Source organism: Streptomyces sp. NPDC032161 (assembly GCF_040636995.1).
GTDB lineage: Bacteria > Actinomycetota > Actinomycetes > Streptomycetales > Streptomycetaceae > Streptomyces.
Window position 1 is genome coordinate 72,354 of sequence record NZ_JBEZVN010000016.1, and the last position, 12,803, is coordinate 85,156.

General features: G+C 72.1%; 12 protein-coding genes and 1 pseudogene. 2 read left to right on the forward strand and 11 right to left on the reverse strand.

The features are described 5' to 3' along the window. Window positions 1-174: 174 nt before the first annotated feature. The 5 genes and pseudogenes from AB0E67_RS24130 to AB0E67_RS24150 all read right to left on the reverse strand — a co-directional run bounded on the left by AB0E67_RS24130 (window position 175) and on the right by AB0E67_RS24150 (window position 2,839). The gene (locus AB0E67_RS24130) at window positions 175-486 is read right to left on the reverse strand and encodes a DUF202 domain-containing protein (protein WP_362030382.1); all 312 of its coding nucleotides are present in this window, start codon (window positions 484-486) and stop codon (window positions 175-177) included. Beyond that, a complete protein-coding gene (locus tag AB0E67_RS24135; RefSeq protein WP_362030384.1) occupies window positions 483-878 on the reverse strand; it encodes a DUF202 domain-containing protein in 396 nt (131 codons plus the stop codon). The genes AB0E67_RS24130 and AB0E67_RS24135 overlap by 4 nt, the downstream gene beginning before the upstream one ends. Before the next feature lie 43 nt (window positions 879-921). Then, entirely contained in the window at window positions 922-1,506 is a 585-nt protein-coding gene (locus AB0E67_RS24140; RefSeq protein WP_362030386.1) for an NUDIX domain-containing protein, read from the reverse strand. A gap of 134 nt (window positions 1,507-1,640) precedes the next feature. Further along, window positions 1,641-1,851, reverse strand: a pseudogene (locus AB0E67_RS24145) (TetR/AcrR family transcriptional regulator); the annotation flags it as partial. 94 nt (window positions 1,852-1,945) lie between these two features. Next, window positions 1,946-2,839 (reverse strand): DMT family transporter, encoded by an 894-nt coding sequence (locus AB0E67_RS24150; RefSeq protein WP_362030388.1) that lies wholly within the window; start codon window positions 2,837-2,839, stop codon window positions 1,946-1,948. A 243-nt stretch (window positions 2,840-3,082) separates the two neighbouring features. Here AB0E67_RS24150 and AB0E67_RS24155 point away from each other — a divergent pair, with 243 nt between their 5' ends. Further along, a complete protein-coding gene (locus AB0E67_RS24155; RefSeq protein ID WP_362030390.1) occupies window positions 3,083-4,738 on the forward strand; it encodes an FAD-binding dehydrogenase in 1,656 nt (551 codons plus the stop codon). Between the two features lie 294 nt (window positions 4,739-5,032). Then, entirely contained in the window at window positions 5,033-5,974 is a 942-nt protein-coding gene (locus tag AB0E67_RS24160; RefSeq protein WP_362030392.1) for a LysR substrate-binding domain-containing protein, read from the forward strand. A gap of 135 nt (window positions 5,975-6,109) precedes the next feature. Here the strand turns inward: AB0E67_RS24160 and AB0E67_RS24165 are convergent, their stop codons facing one another. From AB0E67_RS24165 to AB0E67_RS24190, 6 genes are all read right to left on the reverse strand, one after another. Then, window positions 6,110-7,930, reverse strand: a complete 1,821-nt coding sequence (locus AB0E67_RS24165; protein WP_362030394.1) for an acyl-CoA dehydrogenase — start codon at window positions 7,928-7,930, stop codon at window positions 6,110-6,112. 244 nt (window positions 7,931-8,174) lie between these two features. Then, on the reverse strand, window positions 8,175-9,182 hold the full coding sequence (locus AB0E67_RS24170; protein ID WP_362030396.1) for an amidohydrolase family protein: 1,008 nt from the start codon (window positions 9,180-9,182) through the stop codon (window positions 8,175-8,177). 2 nt (window positions 9,183-9,184) lie between these two features. Further along, window positions 9,185-9,706, reverse strand: coding sequence for a 3-hydroxyanthranilate 3,4-dioxygenase (locus AB0E67_RS24175; protein WP_362030398.1), 522 nt, complete (start codon window positions 9,704-9,706; stop codon window positions 9,185-9,187). Next, the gene (locus AB0E67_RS24180; RefSeq protein ID WP_073787974.1) at window positions 9,703-10,158 is read right to left on the reverse strand and encodes a RidA family protein; all 456 of its coding nucleotides are present in this window, start codon (window positions 10,156-10,158) and stop codon (window positions 9,703-9,705) included. The genes AB0E67_RS24175 and AB0E67_RS24180 overlap by 4 nt, the downstream gene beginning before the upstream one ends. Next, window positions 10,158-10,922, reverse strand: coding sequence for a 4-oxalocrotonate decarboxylase (locus AB0E67_RS24185; RefSeq protein WP_362030400.1), 765 nt, complete (start codon window positions 10,920-10,922; stop codon window positions 10,158-10,160). Before AB0E67_RS24185 ends, AB0E67_RS24180 begins: the two co-directional genes overlap by 1 nt. A gap of 136 nt (window positions 10,923-11,058) precedes the next feature. Next, window positions 11,059-12,534, reverse strand: a complete 1,476-nt coding sequence (locus AB0E67_RS24190) for a 2-hydroxymuconic semialdehyde dehydrogenase (protein WP_362030402.1) — start codon at window positions 12,532-12,534, stop codon at window positions 11,059-11,061. Window positions 12,535-12,803 lie beyond the last annotated feature (269 nt).

Below are 12,803 nucleotides of genomic sequence, written 5' to 3' on the forward strand. Positions count from 1 at the left end.
TTCGGGGCGCGGAGGTGCCGGGGCCAGTGATGGGGTGAGGGGGAGGAGGCCGGCCGGGGGCGACGCGTGCGGTACGGGGCAGGCGGCGAGGGCGGCACGGGGACGGAGGAAGGCGGGGGCACGGGGCGGCGGGAAAGGCGGCCACGACCCGGTGGCACGTACGCGCGCCGGTCCTCAGAACACCAGGCCCGCGGCGAACAGCGCCAGCGCGATCACGCACGCCGCCGCGGCCAGTGCGCCCCGCGTCGGGAGCGGCCGGGGCGGCCCGGTCGCCAACCGGACCATCCGCCGGTGCGCCACCAGCAGGAAGCCCAGCCAGGCGAGCGCGCTCAGCGCGACGGCGACGAGGGCCGCGGGGCCCGCCCCGGCGTGCAGCGCCTGCCGGACCGCCAGCAGCGCCACCACCGTGCAGGACAGCGTCGTGCGCCGCCATGCCAGCCTGGTCCGCTCGGGCTGCAGCCCGGGGTCGCGCGCATCGTCCGTCACCGGCTCTCCCAGCCGAAGAGGACCACCAGCACCATCGCCACGGCGACCGCGGCGACGGCCAGTCCCAGCAGCGTCGGGAACCGGGAGACCGGCAGGTCCTCGCCGCGCCGCATGGCCCGTTCGCAGCGCACCCAGTGGTTGATCGCCCGCAGCGCGCACAGCACACCGGACGCCAGCAGCGCCAGCGCCAGACCGGCCCGGACGCCCCACGCCAGCTCCGGAAGGAACTGGTCGACCGCGAAGCCGCCGCCGATCAGCGCGAGGGCCGTGCGGAGCCAGGCGAGGAACGTCCGCTCGTTGGCGAGCGAGAACCGGTAGTCGGGGGTCTCGCCCTCCTCGCGGACGCGCTGAGGCGCGAACCACAGCCGCAGTCCCCGTACGAATTCGTTCATGCCCCAACCCGTCCGTCGTCGTACCGATGGCCGCCGACCCGGCTCAGGACGCCGCTCCGCCCGCCCGGAAGGCGCGCAGCCGGTGGTACGCGTCCAGGCCGTCCGGCACCCACTCCCAGTCGTCGAGCCGGCGCTCCAGCTCGGCGTCGGTGAGGAAGGCGTGCCAGGCGACCTCCTCGGCCTGCGGGTTCACCGGCAGCTCGCACCGTACCTGGTACACCCGGCTCCACCAGGAGTGTTCGGCGCTCGTGTAGAGGAACGAGAACAGCGGCTCGGGTCGGGGCAGGCCGCGCACGCCGAGCTCCTCCTCGGCCTCCCGCAGGGCCGCGTCGTCGTACGACTCGCCCGCTCCGACGACCCCGCCGACGAACATGTCGTAGTGGGACGGGAAGACCAGCTTGGTGGGGGTCCTGCGGTGTACGAAGAGCCGGCCCGCGGCGTCCCTGGCCTCGATGAACACACAGCGATGGCGCAGGCCCCGCGCGGTCGCCTCACCGCGCGGGGCCTGCCCCACGACCTCGTCGTTCTCGTCGACGATGTCCAGGATCTCGTCGGAAGGGGTCCGGGGAGGGGTTCCGGTGGAAGCGATCGCGCCGGAACCGGAAGGGATCTTGTCGGAAGGAGCCATACCCCTCATCCAACAGCAGATCCCCCTTCGTGATCACTGCCCCGTGACGTACTCGGATCACTGCCCCATGACGTACTTGACGGTCGGCCCGGTCGGCCAGCCGCCGTCGACCGCCGGCTCGGCGCCGGTGACGTTCACGTCCCGTCCGGCGCGGGCGCGTGCAGGAACGCGGTGGTGGTCTCGACGAGATCGGCCAGGAAGAGTTCCTGGCCGGTCAGCGGCCGGACGCCGTCGAGCCCCTGGCGGGCCCGGTCGACGAACGCCGCGCCGATCAGGGTGAGCGCCGGGTCCAGCCGCTCCAGGGCGCACCGGCGGGGGCAGCTCGCCCAGGCAGTCCCCGACCCGGGCGGTCAGCCGCCCGTGGGCGGTGCCGTCCGGGGCGGGGTGCGGACATTATCGATAACCAGGGACCGGGGGATTCCGTGACCGGACGCGTCGTTCAGTTCGGCTGGAGGCTCTTGTGCCGGTGCCTGCCCACCCGCCCCTCCGGCATGGCCGGATGCAGTCCCAGCAGCACGATCCCGACGACGATCGCCGCGAGCCCCGACGCCTGCCAGGCCAGCGCGACCGCGTCGGTGCGCAGGCGGTCGCCGAGGAACCCGACCCCGCAGGCGATCCCGGCCAGCGGCTGGGAGGCGGTCAGCGGCGGGAGGGAGACCCGCAGCGGGCCCGTCTCGAACGCGCTCTGGACCAGGAGCAGGCCCGTCACCCCCAGGACCACCACCCCGTACGGCTGCCAGGCGGTCAGCGCGGCCGCGAAACCCCCCTCGGTGATCCGCTGGCCGGTCAGCCGGGTGAGCGCGTCCTGCAAGCCGTACAGCAGGCCGGCCGCCACCGCGAGCAGCGCCGGGGCGACCCCGGAACGGTGGCGCTTGGCGACGGCGGTGAGCAGCAGGGCGGCGCCCACGACCACGCCGATGACCAGCCAGTGCCGCAGCGGATCGGTCACCGCCTCGCCGCCGCGCGGCCGGCCCGCCACCAGGAACGCGGTGACCCCGCCCGCCAGCAGCCAGAGCCCGGACCAGCCCTGCCGGCCGAGGCGCTGCCCGGTGCGGTGGCGCGACAGGGCCATCGCGAAGAGCAGATTGGTGGCGAGCAGCGGTTCGACGACGGACAACTCGCCCTTGCCCAGGGCCAGCGCGCCCAGCACCATGCCGCAGACCATCAGCCCGATCCCGGCCAGCCAGATCGGCACCCGCATCAGATCCAGCAGCAGGCGGGGGGAGAGGTAGTCGCTCCTCGGCGCGTGCGAGGCGGCGTCCTGCTGGAGGACGAAGCCGAAGCCCAGGCAGCAGGCGCCGCTCACGGCGAGCACGAAAACCAGCACCGACACGCTTCTACCCCAAGGCAGGCCGGACATGGGTGATTTGTTACGACGATAGCGCCTGTGGCCGCCGAGCGCGGTCGGAGTGCCGCCGACCGGGCGGTTGACGTCGTGGCGGCCGGTGCCGAAGATCTGACGCACGAGTAACTTCCGCTGAATCCCGGCGTTCGGGCCGGGCGCCGACGTGGCCCGGCGGTTCCCGCCGACGAGCCACCGAGGCCAGGCCGAACCTCCCCGACAAGGATGGAACCCATGGCGTACGACGCTGATGTGATCGTGATCGGGGCAGGGCTCGCGGGTCTGGTGGCCACCGCCGAGCTGGTCGACGCGGGCCGGTCGGTGATCCTGCTCGACCAGGAGCCCGAGCAGTCGATCGGCGGTCAGGCGCACTGGTCGCTGGGCGGACTGTTCCTCGTCGACTCGCCCGAACAGCGTCGGCTGCGGATCAGGGACAGCCATGAGCTGGCCCTCCAGGACTGGCTCGGCACGGCCGGTTTCGACCGTGAGGAGGACCACTGGCCGCGGAAGTGGGCCGAGGCGTACGTCGACTTCGCGGCCGGTGAGAAGCGGTCCTGGCTGCACGCCCAGGGGCTGCGCCTGTTCCCCGTCGTCGGCTGGGCGGAGCGCGGCGGCTACGAGGCGACCGGCCACGGGAACTCCGTGCCCCGCTTCCACATCACCTGGGGCACCGGCCCCGGCGTGGTCGCCCCCTTCGAGCGCCGGGTCCGCGCGGGTGCGGCCAGGGGCCTGGTCCGGTTCCGCTTCCGCCACCGGGTCACCGGCCTCAGCCGTACCGCGGGCACCGTCGACACGGTGACCGGCGAGATCCTGGAACCGAGCGCGGCGGCCCGGGGCACCGCGAGCAGCCGGGTGGTGACCGGCGCCTTCGAGCTGCGGGCCCAGGCGGTGATCGTCACCTCCGGCGGGATCGGCGGCAACCACGACCTGGTGCGCGAGCAGTGGCCCCGGCGGCTCGGCACCCCGCCCGCGAAGCTGCTCTCCGGCGTGCCCGCCCATGTCGACGGGCTGATGCTCGGCGTCGCGGAGAAGGCGGGCGCCCACCACATCAACCGGGACCGGATGTGGCACTACACCGAGGGCATCGAGAACTGGAACCCGATCTGGGACAAGCACGCCATCCGGATCCTGCCCGGCCCGTCCTCGCTCTGGCTGGACGCCCGTGGCAGGCGGCTGCCCGTCCCGCTCTTCCCGGGCTTCGACACCCTCGGCACCCTCGAACACATCATGAGGTCCGGCTACGAGTACACCTGGTTCGTCCTCGACCGGAAGATCATCGGCAAGGAGTTCGCGCTCTCCGGCTCCGAGCAGAACCCCGACCTGACCGGGAAGTCGGTCCGCGACGTGATCGGGCGGGCCCGCGCCGACGTACCGGCACCGGTGAAGGCGTTCATGGACCACGGGGCGGACTTCGTCGTCGAGAAGGACCTGTCCGCCCTGGTGCGCGGGATGAACGCGCTGACCGGCGAGGCGCTGATCGACGAGGCCGAGCTGCGCCGCGAGATCGTCGCCCGCGACCGGGAGATCGCCAACCCGTTCACCAAGGACCTCCAGATCACCGCGATGCGCGGGGCCCGCGCCTACCTCGGCGACCGGCTGATCCGCACGGCCGCACCGCACCGCCTCCTCGCCCCCGCGGCCGGCCCGCTGATCGCCGTACGGCTCAACATTTTGACCCGCAAGTCGCTCGGCGGGCTGGAGACGGACCTGTCCTCCCGGGTGCTCACCGAGGGCGGCGGCCCGCTGCCCGGTGTGTACGCGGCGGGGGAGGCGGCCGGATTCGGCGGCGGCGGGGTGCACGGCTACCGCTCGCTGGAGGGGACCTTCCTCGGCGGCTGCGTGTTCTCCGGCCGCGCGGCGGGACGGGCGGCGGCGAAGGCCGTCGGCTGAGAGCCTGTCGGGTGACCTCTGGCCGGGCGGCCATGCCCTGGTACGCACGCTTCCGGCGTTGCCGGGGTGTCCTGGTAGCGCCTTCCCCGAGCTCTCGGCTTCGTTCGAGCGGGGGAGACCTCATCTCAGGACACCCCGGCGCCTTGGAATCGCACGCACCATTACCGCGTCCGCTTTCCGGCCGAAGGTCACCCGACAGGCTCTGAGGACCGTCCCGCGCCGGCCCGGCCCTCGTGGGATGTCCGGAACCGGCCCGTCCGGTGCGGGGGCGCGGATCGCGGATAGAGTCGGGGAGTGAAGATCCCGCGCCTCCTCGACGGGCGGCTGAAGTTCCGCCACCTGGTCCTCGTCGACGCGCTCTCCCGGCAGGGAAGCGTCGTCGGCGCCGCCGCGGAGCTGCACGTCACCCAGCCGGCCGCCACCCGCAGCCTGCACGAGCTGGAGGAGATCCTCGGCGTTCCGCTGTACGAACGCGGTCCGCGGGGCGTCACCGCCACCGTGTTCGGGGAGGCGTTCACCGAGCACGCGCGGGCGGTGCTGGCCCAGCTGGCCCAGGCCGGCCGTCATGTCGTGGAGCTGGCCGACGCCGACCGCGGCACCGTGATCGTCGGCACCCACCTGGCCGGATCCAACGTGCTCCTCCCGAGGGCCATCGCGGAGATCAAGAAGGAGCGCCCCTACCTGACGGTGGTCGTGCGGGAGGCGTCGCCGGAAGCGCTGCTCCTGGACCTGGAGGCCGGCCGCATCGACTTCGTCGTCGGCCGGCTCACCGTCCCCTCCGACGAGCGGATCGTGCGCCGCAAGCTCTACGACGAGTCGGTGGAACTCGTCGTCGGGGCCGGGCACCCGCTCGCCGGGCGGGACCCGGTGGACCTCGCCGGGCTGGCGGACTACCCGTGGATCCTGCCGGGGGCCGAGACCGCGCTGCGGCGGGAGATCGAGGAGTTCTTCGCCCGGCACGGCATGCAGCTGCCGATGAACCGGGTGGAGACCACCTCATTCCTGACGGTCCGTCAACTCCTCCTGGAGACGGATGTCGTCGCGGCGCTTCCCAGCCTGATCGTCCAGGAGGGCCCGCGGCTCGTCCGGCTGGCGCTGCCGCTGGACCCGATCAGTCACAGCGTCGGGTTGACCCTGTCGGCCGCCCGTGCGCTGGGCCCCTCGGCGCAGGCGGTGATCCGGAGCCTGGAGGACATCGCCGCCCACATGTCCCCGCAGGCCGTGGACGGCGACTGACCCGTTCCGGGCCCGGAGGGGTCTCTGGTGGTGGCGGACGGGCGGTGCGCCGAGTCCGTCACCGGGAGGCCGCCCGGAGCATTGGTCCCGTGCGCCGGCCCACCGCGCCGGCCCTCTTCGTACCGGCAGGGGTTCTCACCGGGGCGGCAGGATGCCCTCGAACGCGTCCGGACGGTTGATGGGGTGGTCCAGGAGGACCTCGTCCACGGCGGCGAATCCGTCCGTGAGGGTCGTGGCGTGGGGTGCGAGTTCCTCGACCACGCACTCGGCCGCGTCCGGGAGCCGCCGTACCTGGTCGTGGGTGAGGTGTCCCTCGGCGAGCAGGTCCCCGCTGTGGGCCGCCACCCGGCGCAGCGTGAACAGGCGGTGCAGCAGACGCAGTTGACGTTGCGCCTCGGGGTGGGAGGCCTGGTCGGCGGCGTCCTGGAGAGCCTGGGCCGCCTGGCGGTGCGCGTGGGCGTCGACCAGTTCCAGAGCCGGTGTGACCGTGGCGTTCCACCGGTTGAGGGGGTTGCCGGCCGCTCCGCCGCGCAGCCGGGTCCGTGCGCGCCGGTGCCATATGCGCTCGATGTCGGCCAGCAGGTCCTGGAGGAAGAGCGGATCGTCGAGCTCGCGGGCCTCGGGCGGCGTGCTCTGGGGCTCCTTCGGGGTGAAGTGCCCGAGGAGCATCTCGCCGGCGGCCTTGACCCAGACGACGAGGTTGTCGCCCTCCGCCGTGATGGTCCCCTCGTTGGCGGCGAGCTGCCCCGCGATCCCGTTGGCGAGGAACAGCCCCTGCGCGCCGCAGCGTTCGCGGCACTCGGTCATGACGTCGCGGGCCCGCCAGGTGATCCACCCCTTGGCGACGGCCGCGAACCGCTCCGCGTCCTCCCGCTCGGCCCCGGTGGCCCCCGCCCATCGCCGCACCGCGGCGCGGTGCAGGAACGTCGCCGCGTAGGTGGTGGCGATCGCGTCGAGGAGCGGGGTGTGGTGGCTGCGGTGGGCGAACAGCGGAACGCTGCCGCCCGCCGTCACCCCGGACGTCCGCCTCGTGTGGGCGTGCCGCACCGCCACGGCGAGCGCGTGACGGGTGACCCCGAGGCTGTAGGCGCTCATGCAGAGCTTGCCCGCGGTGACGCGGCCGATGGACTGGAGGAATCGCTTGCGGGGGCTGCCGATCGAGCTGGTGAAGACGCCTTCCGGCGTGAGGCGCCCGTGTTCGGCCTGCAGCAGCGCTTCGTACGGCAGTCGGACCTGGTCGAAGGAGGTGACGCAGTGGTCGACGGGGGCGGTGGCGGTCTGCGGCAGCCTGCGTATGTCGACGCCCGGCGTCGGCAGCCCGTTCTCGTCGCCGAGCGGGGTGAGGAACAGGAAGACGCCCCGGTCCTGCCCGTCCGTCATGAGACGGGCGGCGACGACGGCGGTCTTGGGGCCGCCGGTGGGACTCGTGTTCGGCATGAACTTGCGGGCGCCCGCGTGGGGCGTGTGCAGCACGAACTCGCGCGAGGCCGGTTCGTACGTGGCGGTGGTCTCCAGCTGTGCGGCGCTGTTGCCGTGGCCGGCCTCCGTGCACAGGAAGGTTCCCGTACGCCTTAAGTCGACGAACTCGCCGATCTCGCGGTCCGGGCCCGCGGGGTGGTCGAGGAGGCTGCCGAGGAAGAGGTTGTAGTGGATGCTCGCGACCGTCCCCAGCCCCGCGTCCACCGGCCCGACCCATTCGTGCAGCGCCGTGAGGCGTTCCACGTCGGCCACGAACTCCTCGGGGCTGTCGAGCGCGTCGTTGATCAGACGCAGACGCTCGTAGGAGAGCGCGGCGCGTTCGTCGGGCGGAAGCCCTTCCAGGAAGCGGAACGGCTCGGTGCCGAACAGCTTGCGCCAGGGCTCGTGGAGGCTCTCCCGTTGTTCGCCGAACAGCGCCCGCGTCAGTGCGGCGACGGTGGGGGCGGCCTGGTCGGAAGGGGATGAGATGTTGATCATGAAGGGGAACGCTAGCTCATACGTTCGGTGAACACAGTGTGATGATCATGACGATTAGAAACCTCCGAATGACGGTAGGTAGTCGTATTGCGGTGCCGCCGGTCCCGTCCGGGACCGCGGGGCGTGAGGGCACCTCCTCCCGCGGCGACTGCGGCTCCCGATACCGTGCGCCCGGGGCCGCGGCAACGGAAACCGGCCGGGCCGAGGGGCCGTCGGCCCCCGGACCGGCCGGTTCCGTGATCATTCAGTCCTGCGGACCGTCCAGCCCCAGGAACCGTTCCGCGTTGCCGTACGTGATCAGCTCCCGGCTGTGGTCGTCCAGGAAGGCGCTCTTGCGGACCACCTCGCCGACCGGCCGTTCCCCGAGCGGGTACGGGTAGTCGCTGCCCACCATCACCCGCTCCGCGCCGACCGTGTCGACCAGGAGCCGCAGCGCGCGGTCGTCGAAGACCACCGAGTCGACGTAGAACCGGCCCAGGTAGTGCGAGGGCGGGCGCTCCGAGGTGCCGATCACGTCGTTCCTGCCGTACCAGGCGTTCTCCATCCGGCCGAGCCAGAAGGCGAAGGACCCGCCGCCGTGCGCGAAGCAGATCTTCAGCCGCTCGTCGATCCGGTCGAAGACGCCGCCCAGGATCAGGGCGAGGATCGACAGATGGGTCTCGGCGGGCATGGCCGTGAGCCACTGCGCCATCCACCGGTCCAGACGCGGTGAACTCGCCATGTCCCAGGGGTGCACGAACACCGGCACGTCGAGCGCGGCGCAGTGCTGGAGGAAGGTCACGACGCCTTCGCTGTCCAGGTCCTGGTCACCGACGTGGTTGCCGATCTCCACGCCCCGGTGGCCGCCCGCGACGCTGCGTTCCAGCTCGCGGCAGGCCGCGTCCGGGTCCTGCAACGGCACCTGGCAGAACGGGATCAGCCGGTCCGGCGCCGGGGCGACGATCTCCAGCGCGAGATCGTTGAAGATGCGCGCTATCTTCGCCGCCTCGGCGCCGTCGCGCCCGTAGGTGAAGAACGCCGGGGTGGGGGAGACCACCTGACGGTGTATCCCGTCCGCGTCCATGTCCCGCAGCCGCGTCCCGGCGTCCCAGGCGTCGGACCGGATCCGCCGGAACTCCTTGGAGCCCATCATGATCACGGCGTCCGACTCGGACTCGATCCGCAGCCAGGGCGCGTCGGGTCCGGCCTCGGCCGTCAGATCCGGCCAGCCGCGCGGGACGTAATGGGTGTGGATGTCGATCGTGCGGTCCACGCTCAGCCCTTCCCGGGGTGCAGGGCACCGCACTCCGGGCACGTACGCGCCTTCTCGTCACCGTAGAACTCGGTGAAGACCGGCGGCAGATCGGCCACGATGTCCCGTACCTGGAGCTCGACCTCGTGGATCCGCGCGGAGCAGCCGGGGCAGTACCACTGGAACTTCTCCAGGGTCCCCTCCTCCCGCACCCGCTCGATGACCAGCCCGATCGAACCGGCGTCGGGCCGCTGCGGGGAGTGCGGCACGTTGCCGGGCAGCAGCCAGGCCTCGCCCTCCCGGATGTGCACGGTCCGCGGCCCCTCATCGGTCATCAGGTCGACGTGCATGTCGCCCTTGACCTGGTAGAACCACTCCTCGTACGGGTCGACGTGGAAGTCGGTCCGCTGGTTGGGGCCGCCGACGACCTGGACGATGAAGTCCTGGCCCAGGGACATGGTGCGGTTGTTCACCGGCGGCTTGAGCAGGTGCTCGTGCTCGGTGATCCAGCCCTGGAAATCGATGACCGGGGGAATGGCGGTCATGAGGACACCTCCGTGCTGTGCGCTGTGGCGGTCGTGCGGGGCCGCGGCAGATGCGCGACGGCCTGGATCTCGATCAGCAGATGGGGATGCGGCAGCTGGTGCACCGCGACGGTCGTACGGGTCGGGCCCCGCTCGTCGAAGAACTCGCCGTAGACCTCGTTGTATCCGCCGAAGTCGTTCATGGACACCAGATAGGTGGTGATCTGCGCGATGTCGGAGAGCTCCGCGCCCACCTCGGCGAGGATGTCGCGGATGTTCTCGATCACCGCCCGGGTCTGCGCCCGGATGTCCAGGTTCGTGGTGCCGAACTCGTCGGCCTCCACCCCCACGAACGTGTTGTCGGGCCGACGCGAACTGGTGCCGGAGACGAACACCAGGTCCCCGACGACCTTCACGTGCGGGAACCGCCCCCGCGGGGCGGCCTTGCCCTCGATCACCCGTGAGCCGTTCATCAGCACCCCTTCATCGTGACGGACCCGACGCCCGCCACCTCGCACTCGGTGATTCCGGCCGTCAGCGGCAGCGCCGCCGTGGCCGCGCCCGCCAGCACCACCTGGCCCGCCTCCAGCGGGATGCGGCGGCGCCGGGCCATGTCCAGCAGCGCGTGGAGCGCGTTCACCGGGTCGCCGAGGATCGCGGCGGTCGAGCCCGTCGCCTCCTGACCACCGGTGCGCAGCCGCACCGCGCGGTCGGCGACGTCCTTCACCGGCCGCCACGGGCCGATCGCGAAGGCGGACGCGGAGGTGTTGTCCGCGACGACATCGGTGTACGTGAACCGGAAGTCCCGGTACCGCGAGTCGATGATCTCGATGGCCGGAGCCATCGCGTCCACGCAGGACACGATGTCCACCGACGGGTCGTCCAGGTCCACGTCCCGGTAGATCCGGTAGGCCACCTCCGGCTCGGCCTTCGGGTGGATGAAGCGCGACAGGTCCACCTCGCCGCCGTCCGCGATCCGCATCGCGTCGGTGAGCCGTCCCACGATCACGTCGGAGACGCCCATCTGCGCCATCTTCGCCTTGCTGGTGAAGCCCAGTTTCACGCCCACGATCCGCTCGCCGCGCGCCTCGCGCAGCGCCAGCAGACCGGCCTGCACCGCGTACGCGTCGTCGATGTCCAGCTCATGGCCGTCGGCGAGACTGGGGGTGTCCCTGCGGGACGTCTGCGCCGTGTCCAGCCGTTGCGCCAGGATGCCGGTCAGCTCCGCCGATATCACTGGTCGTTCCTTTCCTTCGGGGCCCGTGCCGTATCCGCGCGGCGCGGGCCGGGGTCGTGACGACCGGTCGCGGGTGCCCGGTCACCGGTGACCGGACCTCGTCGATCGCGTACGGGCGATCGGCCACGTCGACCGGTCACAGCTGCACGCACACGTTCGTCGGCTCGGTGTAGAAGTGCAGGGAGGACTCGCCGCCCTCGCGGCCGACGCCCGAGAGCCCCATGCCGCCGAACGGGGAGCGCAGATCGCGCAGGAACCAGGTGTTGACCCAGGCCATGCCGACGTTCATCGCCTGCGCCACCCGGTGCCCCCGGCGCAGGTCGTTGGTCCACACCGAGGCCGCGAGGCCGTAGTCCGTGTCGTTGGCCAGCGCGATCGCCTCCTCCTCCGTGTCGAAGGGGATCAGGGCGGCCACCGGGCCGAAGATCTCCTCGCGCACCGCCCGGTGCGCGTTGGTCAGGCCCGTCCAGAGCGTCGGCTCGATCCAGGAACCGCCCGCCAGACCGGGGCCCAGCTGCGGCACGCCGCCGCCGGCGAGCGCCTTCGCCCCGTCCCGCTCGGCCAGCTCGAAGTAGCCCAGCACCTTCTCGCGGTGGGCCTGCGAGATCAGCGGGCCGGTGGTCGTCGACTCGTCCAGCGGGTCGCCCAGCCGCAGGCCCCGGGCCCGTTCGGCGAGCCCCTGGGCGATGTCGTCGAAGATCCCGCGCTGGACGTAGACCCGCTCGGTGCACAGGCAGACCTGGCCGGTGTTGGTGAAGACCGATCTGGTCAGCCCGTTCAGCGCCTCGTCGATGTCGACGTCGTCGAAGACGACCGCCGCGTTCTTCCCGCCGAGCTCGAACGACACCGGGCGGACCCGGGGCGCGACGGTCCGCATGACGTGCGACCCGGTCGCGGACGAACCGGTGAAGGTCACGCCGTCGATCCCGGGGTGCGAGGTCAGGTACTCCCCGGCGGAGCCGCCCCCGAACCCGTGCACCACGTTGTACACCCCGGCCGGCAGCCCGACCTCCGCGAGCACCTCGGCCAGCAGCGTGGCGGTGGCCGGGGTCTCCTCACTGGGCTTGACGACCACGGCGTTGCCGCAGGCCAGGGCCGGGGCGACCTTCCAGGTCAGCAGCAGGAGGGGCAGGTTCCACGGGACGACGACCGCGACGACGCCGAGCGGCTTGCGGACCGCGTAGTTGAGCGCCTGACGGCCGTCCGCGAGATCGGTGACGAAGGACTCCTGCCCGGCGGCGGCCACCACGTCGGCGAACGTGCGGAAGTTCGTCAGGGCGCGGGCGACGTCCAGCTCCCGCGCCTGCACGACCGGCTTGCCGGTGTCCGCGATCTCCGCGGCGACGAACTCCTCGAACCGCTCCTCGATCCGGTCCGCCGCCCGCCGCAGCAGCGCCGTGCGCTCCCGCACCGGTGTCGACGCCCACCCGTCGTGCAGGGCGCGCCGGGCCGCCGTCACGGCACGGTCCACCAGCTCCCGGTCCGCCTCGTGCACCCGGGCGAACGCCCGGCCGGTGGCGGGGTCGGTCTTCTCGAAGCTGCGGTTCTCGTCGGGCTCCACGAACTGCCCGGCGACGAAGTTGCGGATCCACCGCCCAGTCTCTGCCGTCATGGGTCCCACTCTGATCCCCGTCGTCATGCCGTACAAATGCGATTCCTGTGGAGAGCCATAGCGGATTCGGCATACCGGCCTGACGGAGTCGACGGGCGGCCGGAGCGACGTGCCGATGTTGGAGCGGTCTCCTCCGCTATACCCGAACGGGTATGTCGAGTCCCCAATTGGTTATTTGTGCGTCATGTCTCAGGGCATCAGGATCCACCGTTAACGACGGGTGAAGCCAGGCCGTCGTAGCGGCTGTCCGGAGCGAACCGCCCCAGCCC

Coding starts and splice junctions, on each gene's coding strand:
- AB0E67_RS24135 (WP_362030384.1), bottom strand. CDS start 878: ATGAACGAATTCGTACGGGGACTGCGGCTGTGGTTCGCGCCTCAGCGC.
- AB0E67_RS24140 (WP_362030386.1), bottom strand. CDS start 1,506: ATGGCTCCTTCCGACAAGATCCCTTCCGGTTCCGGCGCGATCGCTTCC.
- AB0E67_RS24155 (WP_362030390.1), top strand. CDS start 3,083: ATGGCGTACGACGCTGATGTGATCGTGATCGGGGCAGGGCTCGCGGGT.
- AB0E67_RS24165 (WP_362030394.1), bottom strand. CDS start 7,930: ATGATCAACATCTCATCCCCTTCCGACCAGGCCGCCCCCACCGTCGCC.
- AB0E67_RS24175 (WP_362030398.1), bottom strand. CDS start 9,706: ATGACCGCCATTCCCCCGGTCATCGATTTCCAGGGCTGGATCACCGAG.
- AB0E67_RS24180 (WP_073787974.1), bottom strand. CDS start 10,158: ATGAACGGCTCACGGGTGATCGAGGGCAAGGCCGCCCCGCGGGGGCGG.
- AB0E67_RS24190 (WP_362030402.1), bottom strand. CDS start 12,534: ATGACGGCAGAGACTGGGCGGTGGATCCGCAACTTCGTCGCCGGGCAG.